We start from the raw sequence: 22,568 nt of genomic DNA on the forward strand, positions 1-22,568 counted from the left end.
CTCGGGGCGGGACGGGTATGGCGCGTGCGTCAGGCGTTGCCCGACACGTCGCCGTGCGGGACCGGCTGGCCGAGGCGGCCGGCCTGGTAGTCCTCGAACGCCTGGACGAGCTCGGCGCGGTTGTTCATCACGAACGGTCCGGCCCAGGCGACGGGCTCACGGATCGGCCGGCCGCCGAGGACGAGCAGGTCCAGGCCCGCGGCATACCGCTCCTGCTGGGTGCGGGCCGAGGAGACGCGCAGCGCGTCGCCCTTGCCGAGCACCGCCAGCTGGCCGGGGCCGATGGGCGTCTGGTCCGGGCCGACGAACCCGTCGCCGCTCATGACGTACACGAGGGCGTTGAAGTCCTTGGGCCACGGCAGGACGAGCTCCCCACCCGGGGCCACCGTCGCGTGGACCATCGCCATCGGGGTGTGCGTCGAGCCCGGTCCGGTGACGCCGCCGACCTCACCGGCGATGACGCGCAGCAGGCTGCCGCCGTCGGCGGAGGTGAGCAGACCGACCTCGGAGGAGCGCAGGTCCTGGTAGTGCGGGGCCTTGAGCTTGTCGACCTTGGGGAGGTTGACCCAGAGCTGGAAGCCGTGGAACAGCCCGCCACTGACGACGAGCTGCTCCGGCGGCGCCTCGATGTGCAGGATGCCCGAGCCCGCGGTCATCCACTGGGTGTCACCGTTGGTGATCGTCCCGCCGCCACCGAACGAGTCCTGGTGGTCGAAGATCCCGTCCATGATGTAGGTGACGGTCTCGAAGCCGCGGTGGGGGTGCCACGACGTGCCCTTGGGCTCGCCGGGGGCGTACTCGACGGCGCCCATCTCGTCCATGTGGATGAACGGGTCGAGGTCACGCAGGTCGACGCCCGCGAAGGCGCGCTTCACCGGGAAGCCCTCGCCCTCCGTGCCGGAGGGGGCGTCGGAGATGGCGCGGACCGGGCGCTGGACGGCAGCCGGCGCCACCGCGGGGACGCGGGGCAGGACGGTCAGGTCGGCGACGGTGACAGCTGGCATGGGACTCTCCTCGGATCGTTCAATATTCAACTATCGTGGTCAACGACCGGCGTCGTCAAGCCATTCCCGGACTCTTCGTCGTCCCCGGCGTTCGTGGCTCGCTCGGCGGCGTCGACGGCATCCGTGAGGAACCGCAGCACCGTCTCCCGCTCGGCCAGGGAGTAGGAGGCGATCGTCTCGCGCATGGTCGTGGCGATCGGGCCGAAGATGGCCGCCGCGACGCCCATCGCCTCGTCGGTCATCTCCACCGCCACCCGCCGCCGGTCGACCTCACTGTGGGTCCGACGCACGTGGCCGACCGACTCGAGGCGGCGCAGCAGCGCGGAGGTCGCGGGCGGGCTGAGCGACAGCCGGTGGGCGAGCTCACCGGGCGAGAGATCGCCGCCCGTGCGGCGCGCATCGAGCACGTGGGCCAGCGCGTTGAGGTCGGTGCGGTGCAGGCCGACGGCTCCGCCTCGGGTGTCGATGTAGCGGTCCATCTCGGTGGAGAACGCACGCAGGGCATCGATGATCTCCAGCGCGAGGGCGGGTCCGGCGGGACGCGGCGCGACGGGTCGCCCCGGGTCGCCGATCCGGGCGGAGGACGGGCCGGCGGTCGCGGGCGCGCCCTCGGGGGTGGGGTGCGTCATCGGCCCTCCTCTCAGGTGATCGGCACGGGATCGGCAGGGCGTGCCGTCCTCGGTTCGCGCGTCATTCTGCCGCACGCTACTGTTTCCATCGTAGAACTATTTCTTGGTAGAAGCGCACTGAACGTGATGGAGGAATGACGTGGCCGGCGGACATGGGTTCTCGGGGGCGGGTCGCGCCCTCGGCAGGTTGGTCGGGCCACGGGTCAAGTGGCTCGTCGTCGTGGTGGCCGTGCTGGTGTCGGCCGCGGCGTTCGCGTTCGCCGGCGAGCCGAAGGCAGTCTCGACCACCGCGGCCTCGCTGCCCGCCAGCGCCGAGGCCGCGCAGGTCACCGCCCTGCGCGAGAAGCTCCCCTCGAGCGGGGTGACTCCCGCCATCGTCGTCTACCGGGCCGCCTCGGGCGCGGTCGACACCCAGGCGGTCGAGGCCTCCCGTGACCGGGGCATCGCCGCCGTGAAGCAGTGGGCCCCCAGTGCCGCCGCCGCGGGCGGGGCCCCGACCACGGCGATCCCACCCCAGGTCTCGCAGGACAAGAGCACCGCGCTGGTCATCGTCCCCCTCAAGGCCGACCTGCCCGACGGGGCGAACTCCGAGGCGGTCACCGCCCTGCGGGCTGCCGTCCGCGACGGCCTGCCGCAGGGGCTGACCGCGACCGTCACGGGAGGACCCGCGTTCGGGGCGGACATCGGCGCGGTCTTCGACGGTGCCGACATCAAGCTGCTCGGAGCCACCGCCGGGGTCGTGGCGATCCTGCTGCTCATCACCTACCGCAGCCCGTGGCTGTGGCTCGTCCCGCTGACCGTCGTCGGCACCGGCGACCAGGTCGCCAGCAAGGCCCTGGCCGCGCTGTCCCGGTTCACCGAGGTCAGCGCCGACGGAGCCGTCACCGGCATCACCTCGGTGCTCGTCTTCGGCGCCGGCACCAACTACGCCCTGCTCATCATCGCCCGCTACCGGGAGGAGCTGCGTCGCACCGAGGACCGGCACGAGGCGATGCGCGACGCCCTCGGGTCCGCTGCTCCCGCGATCCTCGCCAGCGGCGGCACGGTGGTCCTCGCCCTGCTCAGCCTCGGCTTCGCCGACGACCCGTTCGCCCAGTCCCTCGGGTATGCCGGCGCGATGGGCATCGCGATCGCCCTCGCCTACGCCCTGCTCGTCCTCCCCGCCGCCATGGTGCTGTTCGGTCGGCGCCTGTTCTGGCCGTTCGTCCCGCGCGTGGGCACGTCCGATCCCAGTCACGCCGGGGTGTGGCGCCGGGTCGGCGACGTGGTCACCGGGCGGCCCGTGGTGGTCGGCCTCGCCGCCGTCGCGGTGCTGGTGACCCTAGCGCTCGGCGGGCTCGGCCTGTCGGTCGGCCAGTCCCCCAACGAGCAGTTCCTCGAGAAGCCCGAGGCGGTCGTCGGGCAGGAGCAGCTCGCGGCAGCGTTCCCGGCCGGGACGAGCGAGCCGGCGACCATCATCGCCAAGGCCTCGGCCGCCGAGGCCGTCACCACCGCCGCCCAGGGCGTCGAGGGCGTCCAGGAGGTCCGCAAGGCCGGGGGCGGAGGTGACCTCGTCGAGCTCAGTGCCGTCCTCGCGGCGGCGCCGGGCACCACCCAGGCCTTCGACCAGGTGCGGGCCCTGCGTACCGCCGTGCACGACGTCCCGGGCGCGAACGCCCTCGTCGGCGGTTCGGACGCCGAGGCCCTCGACGCCCGCACGACGACCGAACGCGACCGCCTGGTGCTCTTCCCCCTGATCCTCGGGATCGTCGTGCTGGTGCTGCTGCTCCTGCTGCGCTCGGTCGTGGCCGCCGTCGTCCTGGTCACCACCGTCGTCGCCACCTACGTCGCGAGCATGGGGGCGAGCTGGTTCGCGTTCCAGCACCTGCTGGACTACCCGCCGTTGGACGTCAGCACGCCGCTGCTCGCGTTCCTGTTCCTCGTGGCCCTCGGCGTCGACTACAACATCTTCCTCACCACCCGGGCCCGGGAGGAGGCTGCCGGGGGCGCGCACGCCCGCGAGGCGATCGTCAGTGCCCTCGCCGTCACCGGCGGCGTCATCACCAGCGCGGGCATCCTGCTGGCGGCGGTGTTCGCCGTCCTCGGGGTCCTGCCCCTGGTGCAGCTGGCCCAGATCGGCGTCATCGTCGGGTTCGGCGTGCTGCTCGACACGCTGCTCGTGCGGTCGGTCCTCGTGCCGGCCGTGGTCAGCCTGCTGGGCGAGCGGTTCTGGTGGCCCAGCCACCCCGCTGACCGCTGACCCACCCCGCTCCATACGAGTCGAGGTGCACGCCCCGGGATCCCCGGCGCGTGCACCTCGAACCGGCGCAGAGGTGGGGGCAGTGGCGTGGGTGAAGGGCGTCAGGTGCCGAGGCCGAGGTCGGCCACGGACTTCTCGCGCATCTCGACCTTGCGCACCTTCCCCGTCACGGTCATCGGGAACTCGTCGACGACGGTGACGTAGCGCGGGATCTTGTAGTGCGCGAGCTTGCCGGTCGAGAACTCCCGAACCGCTGCGGCATCCAGCGGCGTCGCCCCGTCCTTCATCCGGATCCAGGCGCAGAGCTCCTCGCCGTACTTCTCGTCCGGGACCCCGATGACCTGGGCGTCGAGGATGTCGGGGTGCGTGTAGAGGAACTCCTCGATCTCGCGCGGGTAGATGTTCTCGCCACCGCGGATCACCATGTCCTTGATGCGCCCGGTGATCTGGACGTAGCCGGTCTCGTCCATGACCGCGATGTCGCCGGTGTGCATCCACCCGTCGACGAGCACCTCGTCGGTCTTGTCCTGCTGCTCCCAGTAGCCGAGCATCACCGAGTAGCCCTTGGTGCAGAACTCGCCCGCCTCGCCACGGGGCAGCGTCTCCCCCGTCACCGGGTCGACGACCTTGATCTCCAGGTGCGGACCGACCCGGCCGACGGTGCCCACCTTCTGCTCGAAGGTGTCGTCGGTGCGGTTCTGCGTCGACACCGGCGACGTCTCGGTCATGCCGTAGGCGATGGTCACCTCGGTGATCCCCGACTCGATGAGCTTGGTCATCATCGTTGCAGGACAGGGAGATCCGGCCATGATCCCCGTGCGCACCGAAGACAGGTCGTATGACGCGAGGTCGGGCAGCGACCACTCCGCGATGAACATCGTGGGCACGCCGTACAGGGAGGTGCACTTCTCGTCGGCCGTCGCCCGCAGCGTCGCGGCAGGGTCGAAACCCGGTGCGGGGATGACCATCGCGGCGCCGTGCGTGGTGCACGCGAGGTTGCCCATCACCATCCCGAAGCAGTGGTAGAAGGGCACGGGGATGCAGACACGGTCGGCCTCCGTGTAGCGGCACAGCTCGCCGACGAAGTAGCCGTTGTTGAGGATGTTGCGGTGGGACAGGGTCGCCCCCTTGGGGAACCCGGTCGTGCCCGACGTGTACTGGATGTTGATCGGGTCGTGGCGGTCGAGCCCCGACTGGACCTCGGCCACCGCCTCGGGGGTGACCTCGTCGGCCCGGGACAGCAGGGCGTCCCAGCTGTCGCCCCCGAGGACGTACGACCCGACCACGTCGGTGCAGCTGTCGCGCACCTCGTCGAACATCGCCACGTAGTCGCTGGACCGGAACGACTGCGCGAGGAACAGGTGGGAGATCCCGGCCTGCTTGAGGACGAACTCGAGCTCGTGGGTGCGGTAGCTCGGGTTGATGTTGACCAGGATCGAACCGATCTTGGCGGTGGCGTACTGCACGACCGTCCACTGTGCACAGTTCGGCGCCCAGATCCCCACCCGGTCGCCCTTGGCGACCCCGACGGCCAGCAGCGCGCGGGCGAGGCGCTCCACCGCGGCGCCGAACTCGGCATACGTCCACCGGATCCCCTGCGCCACGTCGACGAGGGCCTCCCGCTCCCCGAAGCGCGCGACGGTCGCGTCGAGGTTGTCGGGGATGGTCTGCTCGAGGAGCGGCGGTTCGGTCTCTCCCACGGCGTGCGACAGCGATGTCATGGTTGCCATCCCATCCCCTCCCGGTCCCGATCACAAGCCCGAGGGACGGTCTGTCGTCCGGCGGAAACCCGGTGTCGACGAGCGGTCACGAGCGGGTAGCGTCGCGGGCGACATGAGCACCACTCTCAAGGCCTCTGGCCTCGCCGCCGGACACGGCGCCCGCGCCCTCTTCTCCGACCTCGACCTCGTCATCGGCCCCGGCGACGTCGTCGGGCTCGTCGGTGCGAACGGGGCCGGCAAGTCGACCCTCCTGCGCCTGCTCGCGGGCGAGGCCGAACCCGAGGACGGCACGGTCACCCTGACGCCTGCCGGCGCCAGCGTCGGCCACCTGCCCCAGGAGCCCGAGCGGCGGGACGGGGAGACCGTCGCGGGGTTCATCGGACGCCGCACCGGGGTGGCGGCCGCCGAGGCCGCGATGAACGCCGCGGCCGAGGCCCTCGCCGATGCGGCGCCGGGCGCCGACGACCGCTACTCCGCCGCGCTCGAGTCGTGGCTCGCCCTCGGCGGCGCCGACCTCGACGAACGCAGTGCCGTCACCGCTGCCTCCCTCGGGCTGGGTGTCGACCTCACCACTGCGATGACCGCGCTCTCCGGCGGCCAGGCGGCCCGCGCGGGCCTCGCCGCCCTGCTGCTGTCGCGCTACGACGTGCTGCTGCTCGACGAACCCACGAACGACCTCGACCTCGACGGGCTGGAGCGGCTCGAACAGTTCGTCAGCGGCCTGCGCAGCCCCGCCGTCATCATCAGCCACGACCGGGAGTTCCTCGCCCGCACCGTGACCCGGGTCGTCGAGCTCGACCTGGCCCAGCAGCAGGTCGCGGTGTACGAGGGCGGGTACGACAGCTACCTCGCCGAGCGCGAGGTGGCCCGGCGGCACGCACGCGAGGCCTACGAGGAGTACGCCGACACCCGCAGCGGGCTGGAGCAGCGGGCTCGGATGCAGCGCGACTGGGCCACCGTCGGCGTCAAGAACGCCCGGCGCAAGAAGGCGGACAACGACAAGTTCGTCACGGCGTTCAAGGTGGACTCCGCCGAGAAGCAGGCGGCCAAGGCGAAGCAGACCGACCGGATGCTCGAGCGGCTCGAGGTCGTCGAGGAGCCCCGCAAGGAGTGGGAGCTGCGGATGACCATCGCCGCGGCGCCGCGGTCGGGGTCGGTCGTCGCCAGCGCCTCGCGGGCCGTGGTGCGCCGCGGCGCCTTCACCCTCGGGCCGGTCGACGTCCAGGTCGACTGGGCCGACCGGGTCGTCATCACGGGCGCCAACGGTTCGGGCAAGACCACCCTCCTCGGCGTGCTGCTCGGCACCATCGCCGTCGACGAGGGCTCGGCCGGGCTCGGTTCCTCGGTGCGGCTCGGCGAGGTGGACCAGGCGCGGGCGCTCTTCCACGGACCGCAGACCCTGGCCCGTGCCTTCGGCGAGGCGCTGGCGGACTGGCCGGATGCAGAGGTCCGCACGCTCCTCGCGAAGTTCGGCCTCGGAGCGGAGCACGTGCACCGCGCGGCGGAGTCGTTGTCACCGGGCGAACGCACCCGCGCGGCTCTCGCCCTGCTCCAGGCCCGCGAGGTCAACCTGCTCGTCCTCGACGAGCCGACCAACCACCTCGACCTGCCCGCGATCGAGCAGCTCGAGCAGGCCCTGGACTCCTTCGGCGGCACCGTGCTGCTCGTGACCCACGACCGGCGGATGCTCGCCGACGTGAACGCCACCCGCCGCTGGCACGTCGAGGACGGCCGCCTCACCGAGCTCTGAGACGCCGAGCAGAGGGAGTGGGCGAGACCGGACCGACGGACCGACGGACCGACGGACCGACGGACCGGCTGCCGACGGACCCGGGGCGACCTAGCCGATGAAGAGGTCGGGCGCGAGCCCCTCGTCCTTGCCCGTCATCGAGTAGGGCGCGAAGTCGGCCACGCCGCGCGAGCGCAACAGGTCCTCGTCGATGATCGTCTGGCCGTTGAGTCCCTGGCCGGGGGTGCGAAGGATCTCGTAGGCCGCGTCGGCCACGATCTCGGGACGGCGGGCCATCTTGACCATCTGGTCCCCGCCGGGCAGGTTGCCGATCGCGTCGGTGGCGACCAGCGTCGCCGGCCACAGGCAGGTCGACGAGACACCCTTGCGGCCGAGCTCGTGGGCGAACCCCAGTGCTGCCAGCGTCATCCCGTACTTCGCCATCGTGTACCCGGGGTGACCGGCGAGCCAGCGCGGCTCGAGGTTGATGGGCGGGCTGAGGGTCAGCACCTTGGGGTCGGGCGAGGCGAGCAGGTGCGGGATCGCCGCCTTGGTCAGCATGAACGTCCCGCGCACGTTGACGTCCTGCATGAGGTCGTACCGCTTGGGGTCGAGGTCGGCGGTCGGGCTGAGGTTGAGGACGCTGGCGTTGTTGACGACCACGTCGATCCCGCCGAACTGTGCCGCGGTCTTCTCGACCGCGGCAGCGATGGTCTCGTCGTCGCGGATGTCGCCCACGATCGGCAGCGCCTGCCCACCCGCCTTCTCGATCGCGGCGGCGGCGGTGTGGATCGTGCCCGCGAGGCGCGGGTCGGGCTGGTCGGTCTTGGCGATGATGGCGATGTTGGCGCCCGCCTGGGCGGCCCGGATCGCGATCGCGAGGCCGATGCCCCGACTGCCGCCGGACATGATGATCGTGGTCCCGCTCAACACCTTCGTCATGGCCCGAAGACTAGTTACCCGCTGGTAGCGAAGGAACCCGCGGGACGAGTGGGTCTCGTCACGCGGGGGCCACCTGAGTGAGCGCGAACTGTCGGCATCCGGGCGGGATACCGACAGTTCGTGCTCACCGAGCCGCCGAGCTGGGGCGGCGCCGCCGGCTAGGAGCGGTCGGCGCGCGCCGCGAGACCGTTCGCGAGCTCGCTGGTGCGCTCCGCCTCGAGCCGTGCCCGGGCGACGATGGCCTCGGCCTCGGCGTGCGCCGCTGCGACGACCCGGTCGGCGGCCGCCTGCGTGCTGCGCAGGAGGGTGAACTCCAGGTCGTGCAGGACGTCCGCGGCCCGCTGCTGCGAGTGGCGTCCGGCTGCCGGGGCCTCGAGCTGCCGGATCACGGACTCCAGCCCGGTGTGGAACTGGCCCAGGGCCGCGTCCACGTCCCGGCCGAGACCGAGGAGCAGGTCACGGGCGGCGGTGATGGCCTCGTCACCGGCGTCGACCCGGCCGCGGACCTCGTCCTGGGCGCTGGTGAGGACGTCGAGCGCCGCAAGCGCGGTGAGCTCGTGCGAGTCGGACGGCAGCTCGGAGGCGAGCGCACGCTCGGCCCGGACTTCGGTGCGGCGGTCGGCCGAGACGGGGTCACCGTGCCGGTCGACCCGCGTCGTCCCCGACCGCGGGGCCCCCTCGACCCCGCGGTCCGCCTCGACCCCGCGGTCGGCCACGTCCCCACGGTCCGACTCGGCGTCGACCACGCGGCCCGCCTCGGTGTCCGCGTCGGTGTCGACGAGGGCATCGGCGTCGGTCTCGGTGTCGGCCTCGAGCGCCTCGGTGAGGGCCGGGGCCCCGGTACCGGTCGTGGCAGCGACAGCCGCCTCGTCACCCATGGACACGGTGGTGCGCAGCGGCACCTCCTTGATGAACAGCACCGCGACCAGGGCCACGACCGAGACCACGGCGGCGATGAGGAAGATGTGACCGGTCGCGTCGCCGTACGCCGCACGGACGATCTGGGCGACGGGCGCGGGCATCTCCTTGAGGTTCAGGGTCCCGCTGCTGGAGCCGCCGGCCGCGGCGGCCTGGGGACCGAGCTTGGCGAGCCCGTCGCGGATGTCGCCGGTCACCTGCGTGGCCAGCACCGCGCCGAGGGCCGAGACGCCGACCGCGCCACCGAGGGTGCGGAAGAAGGCGATCGTGGCGGAGGCGGCACCGACGTCGCGGACGTCGACGGTGTTCTGGACGGCCAGGACGAGGTTCTGCATCATGGCGCCGAGCCCGAAGCCCATGAGGGCCATCGCCAGGCCGATGTGCCACATCGGGGTGAGGTGGTCGATCGTCCCGAGCCAGGCGAGGCCGGCCACGAGGAAGAACGAGCCGCCGACGATGAACTTCTTCCAGCGACCCGTCCGGCTGATGATCTGTCCGGCGCCCGTCGAGGACACGAGCAGCGCCGCCATCAGCGGGATGGTGAGCAGGCCGGCCTTGGTCGGGGTGTAGCCGCGCGAGATCTGGAAGTACTGCGTGAGGAAGGTCGTGCCACCGAACATCGCGATGCCCACGGCAGCGCTGGCCAGGACGACGAGCCCCGCGGTGCGGTTCTTGAGGACCTTGAGCGGGACCATCGGCTCCTTGGCCCGGCTCTCCACCACGAGGGTGAGCGCAAGGGCGACGGCGGTGCCGACGAGGAAGTACGCGGTCTGGAGCGACCACCACGGGAAGTCGTTGCCCGCGAAGGTGATCCACAGCAGCGGCAGCGACGCGGTGATGGCGATGAGGACCGCTCCGAGGTAGTCGATCTTCGGGTTCCGCTTGATGGTGGGCACGTGCAGCGTCGCCTGGAGGATGAACAGGGCGATGACGGCGAGCGGGATGCAGACGAAGAACGTCCAGCGCCAGCCGAGCGAGCTGTCGACGATGACACCGCCGAGCAGCGGGCCGCTGACGGTGGAGACGGCCATGACGGCGCCCATGTAGCCGGAGTACCGACCGCGCTGTCGCGGGGCGATGATCGCGCCCATGATCGACTGGGTCAGGGCGGTGAGCCCTCCCATGCCGAGGCCCTGCACGACGCGGCAGGCGATGAGGAACCCGACGCTCTGCGACAGGCCGGCCCCGATCGAGCCGATGACGAAGATGACGAGGGACAGCTGGACCAGCAGCTTCTTGCTGAACAGGTCGGAGAACTTGCCCCAGATGGGGGTGCTCACCGTCGTCGCGAGCAGCGAGGCGGTGATGACCCACGTGTACTGGTGCTGGGTGCCGTTGAGGTCACCGATGATCGTCGGGAGGGCCGTGGAGACGATGGTGCTGCTGAGCAGCGCGGTGAACAGACCGGCGAGGAGGCCGGTCATCGCCTCGAGGATCTGCTTGTGGCTCATCTCGTCGGCGGCGGGGTGCACGGTCGCGGCGGGCGCGGGCGGTGCGGAGACGGTGGTTGCTGACATCAGTGGCTTTCCTGGCGGTTCTCGGGGGTGGGCTGGAGGGGAGTGGTGGCGTGCGTGGGCCGCAGGCTGGGAGCGAGCCCGGTATGGCGCGGCCCGCCTTGGTCGGCGGCGCGCAGGAGCGCCCGCTCGAGGTGGCCGAGGGTCTGCGGCATCCGGCGGACCTCCTCCGGGGGGACGTCGACCAGGGCGCCACCGAGGAGCTCGGCATACTCCCGCTGGATCGCGGCCAGCTGCTCGCGGCCCTCGGGGGTGAGGATGATGTGGCACGAGCGGGCGTCGGCCTCGTCGCGACGTCGCGTGACGAGCCCGTCCTCCTCGAGCCTGGGCAGCACGCGGCTGACGACCGAGGGGGCGACACCGGCGGCGACCGCGAGGTCGCCGGGGCGGGCCTGCTCGTCCTCGGCGTGAGCGAGGGCCTTGAGGACGGCCAACGGTGTGCCCGACGCGCCGAGCTGGTCGTGTCGCTGGCGGGCGACGGCGCGGCTGGCGCGGATCAGGCTGGCGAGGGCGGCGATGACCTCATCGGGGTGGTCGGGCCCGGATGTCCCGACAGGCTTGGGCGCGAGGGTGGAGGCCACGACAACTCCTTTGGTTGCAGAACACAACTGTATATCTACATGGTTGCGCTATGCAACTTGATTCCGATGAGGTCCTCGCCGGGAGGGCGCGCCGAAGCCGCCCGTGCTGCGGGGACGGCGGGGACGGGTGGCCGGCCGAAGGCAGCCGGGACAGGTGGCCGGCTCAGACGGCGGTGTCGTTGAGCAGGCGCAGGAGGCGCGCGAGCTCGGCGATGTCCTGCGTCTCCCAGGTGGTGAGCTGCTGGCGCAGCCGTTCCCTGCGCCCCTCGAACGACTCCTCGAGGGCCCGCGAGCCCTCCGCCGTGAGGCGGACCTGACGGGCCCGGGCGTCCAGCGGGTCCGGGATGCGCTCGATCAGGCCGAGCTCCTCGAGCACCGCGAGGTTGCGGCTCATCGTCGACTTGTGCAGCCCGAGGACGTCGGAGATGTCGCCGCCCCGCGCGCCCCCGCCGGCCTCGGCCAGGTCGCGGACGGTGACGAGCACGGCATACCCGGAGGCGTCCAGGTCCGGGTGGACCTGGGAGGCGGTCCGCTGCTGGGAGCTGCGGGCCCGGCGCAGCAGCCTCGTGAGCTCGACCTCGAGCTCGCCGAGGGGGGTCCGGGGTGACATGGCCGAAGCCTAGGGGTGAGAGCCTCCCGCGGGGAGCCCTTCCGGGCCGTAGCCGCGGCGCAGGGGCCTCGAGCCCGTGTCAGGGTGGGTCCGTGCACGGACGTCAGCGGTTCCACGGTCGGATCGCGGGGGTGGGCAGCACCTCCGGGGTCCGGGTCGTCGTGGGCCGCTGGGACCGGTCCCCGATGGGGGCGTTCGCGGACGTCATGCTCGAGCAGCCGGACGGCCACCGCGTGCTCCTCGCCCCGGACACCGCCGTCGCGGAGTTCGTGTCCGACACCTACGTGTTCGACGAGGTGGTGGTCACCGGGGTCGACGTCTCCCCCGTTGCGGGAGGCATGGGCGAGGGCTGGGCGGTGACGGCCGGCGAGCTGCGGCTCTCCTTCACCGTCGGGAGGCGCGCGCCCCTCGGGTGGGCGCTGCGCGCCCTACCGACGCCCGTGGCCTCGAGCACCGCCTTCGCCACTGCCGCCGACCCCGTGGCCCGCACCCTCCTGCGCGGCGTGAGCACCCGCGGACAGGCACGGTCCGGACGACGTGAGTGGTACGGCGCGCTCGACCTGCACCGCGTCACCTCGCTGACCGGGTTGTGGCGCGGCACCGACCTGGGCGAGCTGGCCCCGGTCGACCCGCCCTGCCGGTTCGGCTTCTCGTCCACGCCGCGCGCGCCCGGGGTCACCTCGGTCGTGACCACCGTCGAGGTCCTGGCCGGGTAGGGCCCTCAGAGGACGACGGCAGCGCCCATCGCCACGGTGCGGTCCTCGGGGAGGTGGAAGTACTCGGTCGGGGACGCCGCGTTGTGCGCGAGGCCGACGAACAGCCGCTTGCGCCAGGTCCGCATCTCACGGCCCTGGCCGCGCTGGATGCTGATCCGGGACAGGAAGTAGTAGGCCTCGGCGGGGTCGATGTCGATCAGGCCCAGGTCCCGGGCGCGGGCCATGGCCTGCGGCACGTCCTGGTCCTCCTGGAAGCCGAAGCTCACCGTGAGGTGGTCGATGGCGTCGTACGGGTCGCCGAGCGGGTCGACCTCGAACCGGTCGGCCTCGGCGACGACCGGGACGTTGGCCGAGCGGGTGGTCAGGATGAGGACGTGCTCGTGCAGCACGTGGTTCACCGTCGCGTTCTCCCGCAGGGCGAGCGGGGTCGTGTCCTTGTCGACGTGCAGGAAGACCGCGCTGCCGGGCACCTGGGTCACCGGGTCCGTGCCCAGCCACTCCACGAAGGGCGCCAACGGCCCCTCCATCTCCACCCTGCGCTGGGTGACGAGCGTGCGCCCGCGCTGCCAGGTGAGCATGACCGTCGCGACGACCACGGCGACGAGGATCGGCAACCAGCCGCCGTGGACGACCTTGGTGAGGTTGGCGGCGAAGTAGGTCAGCTCGAGCACCGCCAGGGGGATGCCCAGCAGGAGCAGCCGGCCGCGGCTCCAGCCCCACGCCGACTCGGCGAGGAGCAGGAAGAGGGTCGTCGTGATGAGGAACGTCCCGGTCACCGCCAGCCCGTATGCCGTGGCGAGCCTCGCCGAGGACTGGAAGGTCACGAGCAGGATGAGGACGCCGACGAAGAGGGTCCAGTTCACTGCCGGGACGTAGATCTGGCCCCGCTCGACCTTCGAGGTGTGACGGACCGTCAGGCGCGGGAGGAAGCCGAGGCGTTCGGCCTGGCGGGACACCGAGTACGCACCGGAGATGACGGCCTGCGAGGCGATCACGGTCGCCAGCGTGGCCAGGACCACGAGCGGGATCTGCGCCCAGTCCGGGGCCATGAGGAAGAACGGACTGCGTGCCGACGTCGGCTCCTCGAGCAGGAGGGCTCCCTGGCCGAGGTAGTTGAGGGTGAGGCAGGGGAAGACGACGAAGAACCACGCCCGGCGGATCGGTGAGCGGCCGAAGTGACCCATGTCGGCATACAGGGCCTCGGCACCGGTGATGGAGAGCACGACCGCACCCATCGCCACGAAGGCGACGAACGGCCGGTCCACCACGAAGAGCAGGGCGTAGGAGGGCGACAGGCCGCGCAGGATCGCAGGGTCACGCGCCACCTGACCGATGCCGAGCACCCCGAGGACGGCGAACCAGAGCACCATCACGGGCCCGAAGAACCGTCCGACGAGCTGGGTCCCGAACCGCTGGACCACGAACAGCCCGGTGATGATGACCGCGCCCAGCGGGACCACGAGGTGGCCGAGGCCGGGAGCCGGCACCGCGAGGCCCTCGATCGCCGACATCACCGAGATGGCCGGGGTGATGACGCTGTCGCCGTAGAAGAGGGACGCGCCGAGCACGCCGAGCACCATGACCAGGCCGAACCTGCGTCCCCCGGGCCGCACCGACTGACGGGCCAGGGCGGCGAGCGCCATGACGCCGCCCTCGCCGTCGTTGTCGGCGCGCAGGATGAACACGACGTACTTGACGCTGACGACGAGCGTGATCGACCAGAAGACGAGGGAGATCACCCCTAGACGTCGCCTGGGGTGGTCTCCACGGCGTTGTGGTCGATCGAGAACACGGTCTGCACCGCGTAGAGAGGGCTGGTGCCGATGTCGCCGAAGACCACGCCCAGGGCGCCGAGGGCCAACGGCACCCAGCCCTTGCGCCTGCCGAACTCGTCGTTGCTCACGAGCGATGATCCTCGCACGCCGCGTGGTGGGAACTGGAAGACTGGTCGCGTGCGCCGAATCACCCAGTCCCGCAAGCTCCACCAGGTCCGCTACGACGTCCGCGGGCCGATCCTCGTCGAGGCCCAGCGCCTCGAGGCCGAGGGGCACAAGATCCTCAAGCTGAACATCGGCAACCCGGCTCCGTTCGGGTTCGAGGCGCCGGAGGCCGTGCTGCAGGACATGGTCCACCACCTGCCGAACTCCCAGGGCTACAGCGACTCCCGCGGCATCTACTCGGCCCGGACGGCGGTGGCGCACTACTACCAGTCACGCGGCCTCACCGACACGCACGTCGACGACGTCTTCATCGGCAACGGCGTGTCCGAGCTGATCTCCATGGTGCTCACCGCGTTCGTCGACGACGGCAACGAGATCCTCGTCCCCGCGCCCGACTACCCCCTGTGGACCGGCGCGGTCACGCTGGCCGGCGGGACACCCGTCCACTACCGCTGCGACGAGTCGAACGGCTGGAACCCCGACCTCGAGGACATCGAGTCGAAGATCACGCCGAACACCCACGCCCTGGTCGTCATCAACCCGAACAACCCGACCGGCGCCGTCTACGGCGAGGACGTCGTGCGCGGGCTGGTCGACATCGCCCGCCGCCACGACCTCGTCCTGCTGTCCGACGAGATCTACGAGAAGATCCTGTTCGCCGACGCCAACCACCAGCCGGTGCACCACCACACCGCGACACATGCCGGCGACGACGTCCTCTGCCTCACCTTCAGCGGGCTGTCCAAGGCCTACCGGGTGTGCGGCTTCCGCGCCGGCTGGGTCATGGTCTCCGGGCCGAAGGCGATGGCCGCCGACTTCCTCGAGGGCCTGACCCTGCTGGCCAACATGCGCATGTGCGCCAACGTCCCCGGCCAGCACGCGATCCAGACCGCCCTGGGCGGCTACCAGTCGATCGAGGAGTACATCCACCCCGGCGGCCGGTTCTACGAGCAGAGCAAGACGGCCTGGCGCCTGCTCAACGAGATCCCCGGCGTCTCCTGCGTCGAGCCGCACGGCGCCCTCTACTGCTTCCCCCGGCTCGACCCCGAGGTCTACGCCATCGAGGACGACCAGCAGTTCGTCATCGAGCTGCTGCGGGAGAAGAAGATCCTCGTCACCCACGGCACCGGCTTCAACTGGTTCGAGCCGGACCACTTCCGCCTCGTCACCCTCCCCGACGTGGAGGTGCTCACCGAGGCGATCGGCCGGATCGCGGAGTTCCTCGAGACCCGGCGCGCCTGAGGGGTCTCAGAGGTTGCCGGCGAGCTCCCGGATCCTGCGGATCGCGTCGTTGACGTTGTTCGGCGCCGAGGACGCCAGCGCCTCCTTGACCAGGCCCTCCCAGGCGTCCTGACCGGTGCCGAGCAGGTGCTTGTACTCGTCCTGCATGTTGATGAGCCGAATCCGCTCACCCAGCGTCAGGCCCTCACCGCCGGGCATCGCCTTGATCCGCTCGGCCCACTTGAGGTTCCGTGAGGGGATGTCGCCCCACTTGAGCTCGGGGTGGTTCGGCACGGAGTAGCGGTCGCCGAGGAAGCGCGGGATGTCGTTGAGGATGTCCTTGAGTCCGCTGGTCAGCTCGTCGAGCGAGTGGACCGAGCTCTTCAGGCCCTTGAGCTTGGGCCCGATCTCCGCGACGAGGGCGGAGACGCGGCTGGTCGCCTGGTGGATGACGAGCGGGGTGGCCGCACCGAGGGTGATGACGAGCTCGGCGACGTAGCTGCACAGCGCCCCGACGATCTGGGCGAGGGCGTCACGCACCAGCCCGTGGACCAGCTGGACGAGGCCGGCCGCGCCGACGAACCCGTACGAGATGGCGTGCGCCCCGTTGCTCACCAGGCCGTACTTGTCGGTCATGTCCTTGACGTGCTTGCGGTAGGACTCCAGGGCCTCGCCCTGCATGTGCCCCATCTGGGCCTCGGCATGCCGGGCGTAGTCGGCCTTGATGCGGTCGAGCTCGTTGCGGACGTTGCTCCAGGTCTCGGAGAAGGCGGCGACCTCCTCGGGGTTGCCCGTCAGCTCGTCGAACCAGTCCTTGATGGGGTTCAGGTGGTCGATGACCCATCCGATGCCGGCAGCGAACAGGCTGCCGAGCGGGTCGGAGACGGTGGCGTAGATGTCGACGCCGACGGCGCCGGCCGACAGGGCCTGGTCCACCCACGAGTCGCCGTTGATCGACTCGCACAGGGTCATGCCCGAGTCGAGCAGCCCCGCGCCGGAGTGCCAGGACCGTTCGCCGGGAGTGGCGACGAGGCCGCTCACCGGTAGCCCCGCATGCGGGCGTCGACGTTGCCGTCGGTCGTCTCGGCGTTGGTGGCGAGCTGGCGCAGGTTGGTGCCGGTCTCGCCGAGGTCGGACGCCAGGCCCTCGATGGCCATCCGCCCGGCTGTGGCGACGACGGCGGCGATCCCCGCCAGCGCGACGTTCATCAGGCCGAACGCCTCGGCCGACATCGTGGTCGAGACCGCCGAGCTCGCCTGGCTGGTGCGGGAGCGCAAGGACTCCACGGATGAGGCGTGGGCGCGGACGCCGTCGGCCTCGAGATCGATACGCATGGACAAGCGCCCCCTTTGACCTGATTCCCCCTGTGGACGGCACGATGCTAGGGCGTCTCCCGCCCGGTTCGCCATGGGGAGCGCTCCCCGGGCCCGTCATGGCTAGGGTGAGCGACATGACCGCTTTGGCCCCCTTCGCCACCGACGACTCGGGTGTCACGCTCTTCGTCTGGCTCGCCCGGCTCTTCCTGCTCGTCGTGGCGGTCCTGCTCGTCGCCGTCCTGGCGTGGCTGTTCTGGCTCTTCCCGGTGCGCGTCGCCAAGGAGGCGGTGCGCGCCCGACGGCTCGGTGACTGGTGGGCGCCGTTCACCCCGCGTGAGGACGGCCGCTACGGCCCGCTCGCCGAGAACCGCTGGTGGTCGGTCTTCCGTGCCCCAGAGCGACGCGAGCCCAGCGACCTGGCGTGGCGCTGGGCCGCCTGGGCGTTCGTCGCCGTGGCCCTGACGCTGGGTGTCCTGCGCGGCCTGCAGCAGGCGGTCCTGCTGGTCGCCGGCGGGTGGTCCTGAGGCCGGTCAGCGGCCCCAGGTGACGTGCGTGCCCTCGTCCGGGGGCAGCACCCTCGCCGTGCCGGGGAACCGCGTCTCCAGCGAGGCCGACACGGTGGCGGCGTCGTCGGAGTCCTCACCGAAGGCCTCGCGAGCCGAGGCCCGGATCTGCTCGGCGAGGTCTCGCTGCGCCGCGCCGATCGCCTCCAGCACGCGACGGGAGACCTCCTCGCCACCGTCCCTGGCCGAGCGGTCCGGGACCTTGAGGTCCGTCAGCGCACCGCTGGAGGCAACCACGGCAGCCACGCCCTCGTGCTCGCCCTCGCCCGAGAGAGCGGTCAACGACTCGCGCCAGGCGAGCGCCGTGCGGGTCCGCGCGGCCAGGGCGTCGAGCTGCATCGGGGTGGGGGGCGGGTCGCCGGGAACCCAGCGCGAGATCTCGGGTCCGGTGCTCACCAGGTGCCCCCTCGGGTGTCGCGGGGACCTGCCGGGGGTGCGTCCGGGTGTGCGGTGACGTTGTCGGCCGCGACCTCCTCGGCGAAGTGCCGGGTGGCTGCGGAGTCGGCGCCCCATGTGGCAGCACTGCTCTCGGCCGCCTTGCGACGCACCTCGTCCTGGGCCTGCGCGGTGGCCGACAGCACGGCATACGCCACCGTCTGTCCGCCGCGGGCGGCCACGGCGTCGGTGACCGACAGGCCGGTGACCATGCCCTGCAGGTCCACCTCGACCCTCACTCCGCCGCGCTCGGCGGTGCCGGTCCCGGTGATGCGTTCGACCTCGTGCACCCACGCGTCGGCCTTGGCCGCCCGGTCGTGGGCGCCCGCGATGTCCTCGTCGATCTGCCTCAGCGAGGTCTCGAGGTCGCGAGAGCTGCGACGGTCCTGTGCGCTGTTCCCCTCAGTCACGTGCACCACCCTAGCCACGCTTTGCCAGACTGTGCGGCGTGAACCCGGCCCGCACCGCACCGACGCCGACGCTGCTCGCCGTCGTCGCCGCGGGTGGGGCGCTGGGTTCGCTCGGCCGGTATGCCGCCGGGCTGGCCCTGCCGCACGTCACCGGCGACTTCCCGTGGGCGACGTTCCTCGTCAACGTCACCGGCTCGTTCGCGATGGGCCTGCTGGTCGCGTGGGTGCTGTCGATGACCGACCCGCACCCGGCCCTGCGGCCCTTCCTCGGCGTGGGGGTCCTCGGGGGCTGGACCACGTTCTCCTCCTTCGCGCTCGACGTGCACGCGATGGGAGGTGCCGGGCGCCCCGGCCTCGCCCTGGCCTACGTCCTCGCGTCGTTCCTCCTCGGCCTGGTGGCCGTCGGCCTCGGGCTGGGGGTGGGGCAGCGCGTCCTCGGTGACCTCCGGTGACGGGCGTCGCCGGTGCCCTGCTGGTGGCGGCGGGGGCGGTCGTCGGGGCACCGCTGCGCTTCCTGGTCGACCGTTGGGCCCGCGCCCGCTCCGACGCCGGCACCATCCTCGGGACGCTGGTCGTCAACGTCGCTGGTTCCCTGGTCCTGGGCCTGGTCGCCGGGTGGGCCACGGCACCCTCCTGGGTGATGCCGTTGGTGGGCATCGGGTTCTGCGGCGCCCTGACGACGTTCTCGACGCTGGCCTTCGAGACCTGGGTGCTCCTCGAGCGACGCGAGTGGCGACCGTTCGCCGCGAACCTCACCCTGTCGCTGGGACTCGGCCTCGCGGCAGTCTGGCTCGGCTGGGTCCTCGGCACGCAGCTCTGACCCGGCCGAGCCGTCCGCCTCAGCCCTGCTGGTGGTGGTCGTCGTCGGTCGGCTCCGGGGCGGTCGCGAGCCCGGCGGTGGCCGGGAAGGCGCGGGCCGCCAGCCCGGCGAGCACCATCAGGCCCGCGACGATGCACAGGGCCACCTGGAACGCCGGGCCGAACAGCTCCGACGGGACCCGTGAGGACCCTGCGTCGACGACCGAGAAGAACACCGTGCCGATCACGGCCACCCCCGCGGCGTTCGCGAGCTGGCCGGTGGTGCTGAACAGCCCCGACGCCGAACCCGCGTGCTCGACCGGGACGTCGGCCAGTGTGAAGGCGCCCACCGGCGCGACCATCAGGCCGAACCCTGCTCCCGACACCATCAACCCCGGCAGGAACGCCCAGGTCAACGTCGACGCGTCGGCACCGTGCACCGTGGCTGCCATGACCAGCGCGCCGACGGCCCAGGTGGCGCCACCGAGCATGAGCACCCTGCGCCCGATGCGTGGTCCGAGGACGGCAACACCGAGTCCTGCGGTGACCGTGGTCGTCAGGGCGAACGGGAGCCCGGCGAGACCAGCCTTGAGCACCGACCACCCCAGGCCGGCCTGGAAGTAGATCGTCTGGGCGATGAACAGGGCCCCCATCGCGGCGAACATGAAGGTGTAGACACCCGAACCGGCGGCGAACGCGCGACCCCGGTACAGGCTGAGCGCCACGAGCGGCTCACGACCGCTGGACTCGGACCGGCGCTGGACGGACACGAAGGCGACGAGCCCCACGACGCCGACCGCCATCACGGCATACACCCAGGCGGGCCAACCCAGCTCGCGTCCCATGGTGAGCGGGTAGAGGACGGCGAGCAGCGACCCGGCGAGCAGGGCGACGCCGCGGGCATCGAGTCGGGGACGGGTGACCGCCACCGACTCCGGCACCCAGCGCAGGGCGGCGACGACGGCGAACACCCCGACGGGGACGTTGACGAGGAAGATCGAGCGCCACCCGATGCCCAGGATGTCCGCCTCCGTCAGGAGCGCCCCCACGACCGGTCCGGCGACGGCCGCGGTGCCGGCGAGGCCGGTGAACAGGCCCATGGCCTTCGCGCGCTCGTGCGGGGCGTACATCACCTGGATGCTCGAGAGCACCTGCGGGATCATCGCCGCGGAGGCGAGGCCCTGCAGCGCCCGGAACACGACGAGTGCCTCCGGCGTCGGGGCCAGCCCGCACGCCGCGGAGAGCACGGTGAACCCCACCAGGCCCGCGACGAACATCCGCTTGCGCCCGAGGAGGTCCCCGAGCCTGCTCCCGGTGATCAGGCCCACCGCGAACGCGAGCGGGTAGGCCGCGACCATCCACTGGAGCTGGGAGGCAGTGGCCCCCAGCCCGCTCTCGATCGTCGGGAGGGCGACGTTGACGATGGTGTTGTCGAGCAGCTCCATCGTCGAGGCCAGGAACAGGCTGAGCAGGGCGATGGTGCGGGCCCGGCCCACGGGAAGCGCGCTGCGGGCGATGACGCCCTCGAGGGCCGGCGGGTCGAGCTCGGTGGGCTCCGGCCGGGTGGTGGCTGTCGCGGTCATGGTCGTCTCCTTGACGGTCGTGGTCGAGGTCTTCGACCACCACGCTAGGGAGACTTCCGGCCACTTCCTGACCGCTTTGTGGGCCATGCTGGATCCATGGCCAACACCAGCTCCCGCACCCTGCGACTGCTGTCGCTGCTGCAGACGCACCGCTTCTGGGCCGGACCGGACCTCGCCGGCCGGCTCGAGGTCTCCGAGCGCACGCTGCGCCGCGACGTCGAACGACTCCGCGAGCTGGGGTATCCCGTCGACTCCGTCCGCGGCATCGAGGGTGGGTACCAGCTCGGCGCCGGGGCGACGATGCCGCCGCTCACCGTCGAGGAGGACGAGGCCATCGCCATGGTCGTGGCCCTCAACGGGGCCGCGCAGCTCACCGCCGGCCCGCTGGCCGAGGCCTCCGTCAGCGCCCTGTCGAAGGTCGTCCAGGTGCTGCCGCCGAAGCTGCGTCGCCGCGCCGAGGCGTTGCGGGCCGTCACCGACGACTCGCCCTTCGCCGAGGCTCCGACCGTCCACGCCGACGTGCTCGCGACGGTGGCGCAGGCCACCCGCGACGCCGAGCGGGTCCGGTTCACCTACCAGGCGCGTGGTGGCGTGGGTGCGGGCGAACCCGTCCGGCGGCACGTCGAACCGCACCGCCTCGTCACGGTGGGTCGGCGGTGGTACCTGCTGGCCTACGACCTCGACCGGCAGGACTGGCGGTCGTTCCGGCTCGACCGCCTCAGCGAACCATCCGGGACCCGCGCCCGGTTCCGCGCCCGTGAGGTCCCCGGTGGTGACGCGGCGGCATACGTGCGGAAGGGGCTGTCCCGCAACGAGATCGGCAACTCGCTCCGCGTCCTGGTCCACGCGCCGAAGGGGGCCGTCGAGGAGCAGATCTCCCGATGGGCCACGGTGACCGCCGTGGACGCACACTCCTGCCGGGTCGAGATGGACGGGCGGCAGGCGAGGTGGGCGGCGTTCGGTCTCGGGGTGCTCGAGGCACCGTTCACGATCGAGGAGGCCTCCCCGGAGGTGCACGAGCTCCTCGCGCGGTGGGGGGAACGGTTCACCTCGGCGACCGCTGGCAGCCGTCGCTGACACCCCTCGCTGACACACTCGGACCATGACGAAGACGTGGCAGCTGACGGTGGACTGTGCGGACACCGGGCGAGTGGTCGAGTTCTGGTGCGCCGCACTGGGTTACGTGCCCGAGCCCGCACCACAGGGGTGGTCGAGCTGGTTGGAGTACTGGCTCGCGGCGGGGATCCCGCAGGAGGACCTCGTCGGCGCCGAGAACGGCAGCGGCGCGATCCTCGATCCCGAGGGCGTCCTCCCGCGCATCTGGTTCCAGGAGGTGCCCGAGGGCAAGACCGTGAAGAACCGGCTCCACATCGACGTGCGTCACACGCCGGGTCGCGACGCGATGCCGTATGCCGAGCGGCGCGCGAGCCTCGAGGCGGAGGTCGAGCGGCTGGTCGCCCTCGGGGCGAGCATCGCCCGCGTCAACGCCCCCGAGGGTGCCGACTACTTCGCGGTGACGCTGCACGACCCCGAGGGCAACGAGTTCTGCATCAGCTGACTCGCCTCACCCGGCTCAGTGCCGGGGTGCGGACCGGCGCTCGCGGATCTTCTTCCTGGCCAGCGGCAGGCCGACGACGGCGAGCAGCTTCCAGACGATCCAGCCGAGGACGGTGAACAGGTTGCGCTTGGGGCGGCTCAT

The 22,568-nt window shown here is 71.7% G+C and carries 24 protein-coding genes; 9 read left to right on the top strand and 15 right to left on the bottom strand.

Going from position 1 to position 22,568, the window contains the following annotated elements:
- Positions 1–29: 29 nt before the first annotated feature.
- Both ASD62_RS10245 and ASD62_RS10250 read right to left on the bottom strand, forming a co-directional pair.
- Entirely contained in the window at positions 30–1,004 is a 975-nt protein-coding gene (locus ASD62_RS10245) for a pirin family protein (RefSeq protein ID WP_056915876.1), read from the bottom strand.
- A 26-nt stretch (positions 1,005–1,030) separates the two neighbouring features.
- Positions 1,031–1,633, bottom strand: coding sequence for a MarR family winged helix-turn-helix transcriptional regulator (locus ASD62_RS10250; protein WP_056915877.1), 603 nt, complete (start codon positions 1,631–1,633; stop codon positions 1,031–1,033).
- 139 nt (positions 1,634–1,772) lie between these two features.
- On the opposite strand from ASD62_RS10250, the gene ASD62_RS10255 reads away from it, so the two are divergent.
- Positions 1,773–3,872, top strand: coding sequence for an MMPL family transporter (locus tag ASD62_RS10255; protein ID WP_200956873.1), 2,100 nt, complete (start codon positions 1,773–1,775; stop codon positions 3,870–3,872).
- 101 nt (positions 3,873–3,973) lie between these two features.
- On the opposite strand, the gene ASD62_RS10260 is transcribed toward ASD62_RS10255, so the two are convergent.
- Complete coding sequence (locus ASD62_RS10260) at positions 3,974–5,602, bottom strand: AMP-binding protein (protein WP_056915878.1); 1,629 nt, start codon at positions 5,600–5,602, stop codon at positions 3,974–3,976.
- 103 nt (positions 5,603–5,705) lie between these two features.
- Between ASD62_RS10260 and ASD62_RS10265 the strand changes: the two genes are divergently transcribed.
- Positions 5,706–7,343 (top strand): ABC-F family ATP-binding cassette domain-containing protein, encoded by a 1,638-nt coding sequence (locus tag ASD62_RS10265; RefSeq protein ID WP_056915879.1) that lies wholly within the window; start codon positions 5,706–5,708, stop codon positions 7,341–7,343.
- Positions 7,344–7,433: 90 nt separating this feature from the next.
- Here ASD62_RS10265 and ASD62_RS10270 read toward each other — a convergent pair whose 3' ends face one another.
- The 4 genes from ASD62_RS10270 to ASD62_RS10285 form a co-directional block, all read right to left on the bottom strand.
- Complete coding sequence (locus ASD62_RS10270) at positions 7,434–8,264, bottom strand: NAD(P)-dependent oxidoreductase (protein WP_056915880.1); 831 nt, start codon at positions 8,262–8,264, stop codon at positions 7,434–7,436.
- Between the two features lie 158 nt (positions 8,265–8,422).
- On the bottom strand, positions 8,423–10,699 hold the full coding sequence (locus tag ASD62_RS10275; protein ID WP_235530677.1) for an MDR family MFS transporter: 2,277 nt from the start codon (positions 10,697–10,699) through the stop codon (positions 8,423–8,425).
- On the bottom strand, positions 10,699–11,277 hold the full coding sequence (locus tag ASD62_RS10280; protein ID WP_056915881.1) for a MarR family winged helix-turn-helix transcriptional regulator: 579 nt from the start codon (positions 11,275–11,277) through the stop codon (positions 10,699–10,701). Before ASD62_RS10280 ends, ASD62_RS10275 begins: the two co-directional genes overlap by 1 nt.
- A 163-nt stretch (positions 11,278–11,440) precedes the next feature.
- Positions 11,441–11,887, bottom strand: coding sequence for a MarR family winged helix-turn-helix transcriptional regulator (locus tag ASD62_RS10285; RefSeq protein WP_056915882.1), 447 nt, complete (start codon positions 11,885–11,887; stop codon positions 11,441–11,443).
- 92 nt (positions 11,888–11,979) lie between these two features.
- On the opposite strand from ASD62_RS10285, the gene ASD62_RS10290 reads away from it, so the two are divergent.
- Positions 11,980–12,603 carry a hypothetical protein gene (locus tag ASD62_RS10290; protein WP_056915883.1) on the top strand — a complete coding sequence of 208 codons (624 nt, stop codon included), beginning with the start codon at positions 11,980–11,982 and terminating at the stop codon, positions 12,601–12,603.
- Between the two features lie 5 nt (positions 12,604–12,608).
- On the opposite strand, the gene ASD62_RS10295 is transcribed toward ASD62_RS10290, so the two are convergent.
- Both ASD62_RS10295 and ASD62_RS20915 read right to left on the bottom strand, forming a co-directional pair.
- A complete protein-coding gene (locus tag ASD62_RS10295) occupies positions 12,609–14,342 on the bottom strand; it encodes a potassium transporter Kup (protein ID WP_255354140.1) in 1,734 nt (577 codons plus the stop codon).
- A 2-nt stretch (positions 14,343–14,344) separates the two neighbouring features.
- Positions 14,345–14,506 carry a KUP/HAK/KT family potassium transporter gene (locus ASD62_RS20915; protein WP_255354141.1) on the bottom strand — a complete coding sequence of 54 codons (162 nt, stop codon included), beginning with the start codon at positions 14,504–14,506 and terminating at the stop codon, positions 14,345–14,347.
- A gap of 49 nt (positions 14,507–14,555) precedes the next feature.
- Between ASD62_RS20915 and ASD62_RS10300 the strand changes: the two genes are divergently transcribed.
- Positions 14,556–15,785, top strand: a complete 1,230-nt coding sequence (locus ASD62_RS10300; RefSeq protein ID WP_056915884.1) for a pyridoxal phosphate-dependent aminotransferase — start codon at positions 14,556–14,558, stop codon at positions 15,783–15,785.
- A gap of 6 nt (positions 15,786–15,791) precedes the next feature.
- Here ASD62_RS10300 and ASD62_RS10305 read toward each other — a convergent pair whose 3' ends face one another.
- Positions 15,792–16,805, bottom strand: a complete 1,014-nt coding sequence (locus ASD62_RS10305) for a hypothetical protein (RefSeq protein ID WP_056915885.1) — start codon at positions 16,803–16,805, stop codon at positions 15,792–15,794.
- Positions 16,802–17,098, bottom strand: a complete 297-nt coding sequence (locus tag ASD62_RS10310; protein ID WP_056915886.1) for a hypothetical protein — start codon at positions 17,096–17,098, stop codon at positions 16,802–16,804. The genes ASD62_RS10305 and ASD62_RS10310 overlap by 4 nt, the downstream gene beginning before the upstream one ends.
- A gap of 116 nt (positions 17,099–17,214) precedes the next feature.
- Here ASD62_RS10310 and ASD62_RS10315 point away from each other — a divergent pair, with 116 nt between their 5' ends.
- Positions 17,215–17,604: a hypothetical protein gene (locus ASD62_RS10315; protein WP_056915887.1), complete on the top strand. Its 390-nt coding sequence runs from the start codon at positions 17,215–17,217 to the stop codon at positions 17,602–17,604.
- Positions 17,605–17,610: 6 nt separating this feature from the next.
- Here the strand turns inward: ASD62_RS10315 and ASD62_RS10320 are convergent, their stop codons facing one another.
- Both ASD62_RS10320 and ASD62_RS10325 read right to left on the bottom strand, forming a co-directional pair.
- A complete protein-coding gene (locus ASD62_RS10320; RefSeq protein ID WP_056915888.1) occupies positions 17,611–18,039 on the bottom strand; it encodes a hypothetical protein in 429 nt (142 codons plus the stop codon).
- Positions 18,036–18,488 (bottom strand): YbaB/EbfC family nucleoid-associated protein, encoded by a 453-nt coding sequence (locus tag ASD62_RS10325; protein ID WP_056920220.1) that lies wholly within the window; start codon positions 18,486–18,488, stop codon positions 18,036–18,038. Before ASD62_RS10325 ends, ASD62_RS10320 begins: the two co-directional genes overlap by 4 nt.
- Positions 18,489–18,526: 38 nt before the next feature.
- On the opposite strand from ASD62_RS10325, the gene crcB reads away from it, so the two are divergent.
- Positions 18,527–18,940, top strand: coding sequence for a fluoride efflux transporter CrcB (crcB, locus tag ASD62_RS10330; RefSeq protein WP_162246874.1), 414 nt, complete (start codon positions 18,527–18,529; stop codon positions 18,938–18,940).
- A complete protein-coding gene (locus ASD62_RS10335) occupies positions 18,937–19,308 on the top strand; it encodes a CrcB family protein (RefSeq protein ID WP_056915891.1) in 372 nt (123 codons plus the stop codon). Before crcB ends, ASD62_RS10335 begins: the two co-directional genes overlap by 4 nt.
- Positions 19,309–19,327: 19 nt before the next feature.
- On the opposite strand, the gene ASD62_RS10340 is transcribed toward ASD62_RS10335, so the two are convergent.
- Positions 19,328–20,869 (bottom strand): MFS transporter, encoded by a 1,542-nt coding sequence (locus ASD62_RS10340; RefSeq protein ID WP_082580990.1) that lies wholly within the window; start codon positions 20,867–20,869, stop codon positions 19,328–19,330.
- A 96-nt stretch (positions 20,870–20,965) separates the two neighbouring features.
- Here ASD62_RS10340 and ASD62_RS10345 point away from each other — a divergent pair, with 96 nt between their 5' ends.
- Together ASD62_RS10345 and ASD62_RS10350 are read left to right on the top strand one after the other, a co-directional pair.
- Positions 20,966–21,946 carry a YafY family protein gene (locus ASD62_RS10345; protein ID WP_056915892.1) on the top strand — a complete coding sequence of 327 codons (981 nt, stop codon included), beginning with the start codon at positions 20,966–20,968 and terminating at the stop codon, positions 21,944–21,946.
- A gap of 25 nt (positions 21,947–21,971) precedes the next feature.
- Positions 21,972–22,427: a VOC family protein gene (locus ASD62_RS10350; protein ID WP_056915893.1), complete on the top strand. Its 456-nt coding sequence runs from the start codon at positions 21,972–21,974 to the stop codon at positions 22,425–22,427.
- Between the two features lie 15 nt (positions 22,428–22,442).
- Here the strand turns inward: ASD62_RS10350 and ASD62_RS20920 are convergent, their stop codons facing one another.
- Complete coding sequence (locus ASD62_RS20920; protein ID WP_255353309.1) at positions 22,443–22,568, bottom strand: hypothetical protein; 126 nt, start codon at positions 22,566–22,568, stop codon at positions 22,443–22,445.

The sequence above is a fragment of the Phycicoccus sp. Root563 genome, assembly GCF_001427915.1.
In the GTDB taxonomy this organism is placed as follows: Bacteria; Actinomycetota; Actinomycetes; order Actinomycetales; family Dermatophilaceae; genus Pedococcus.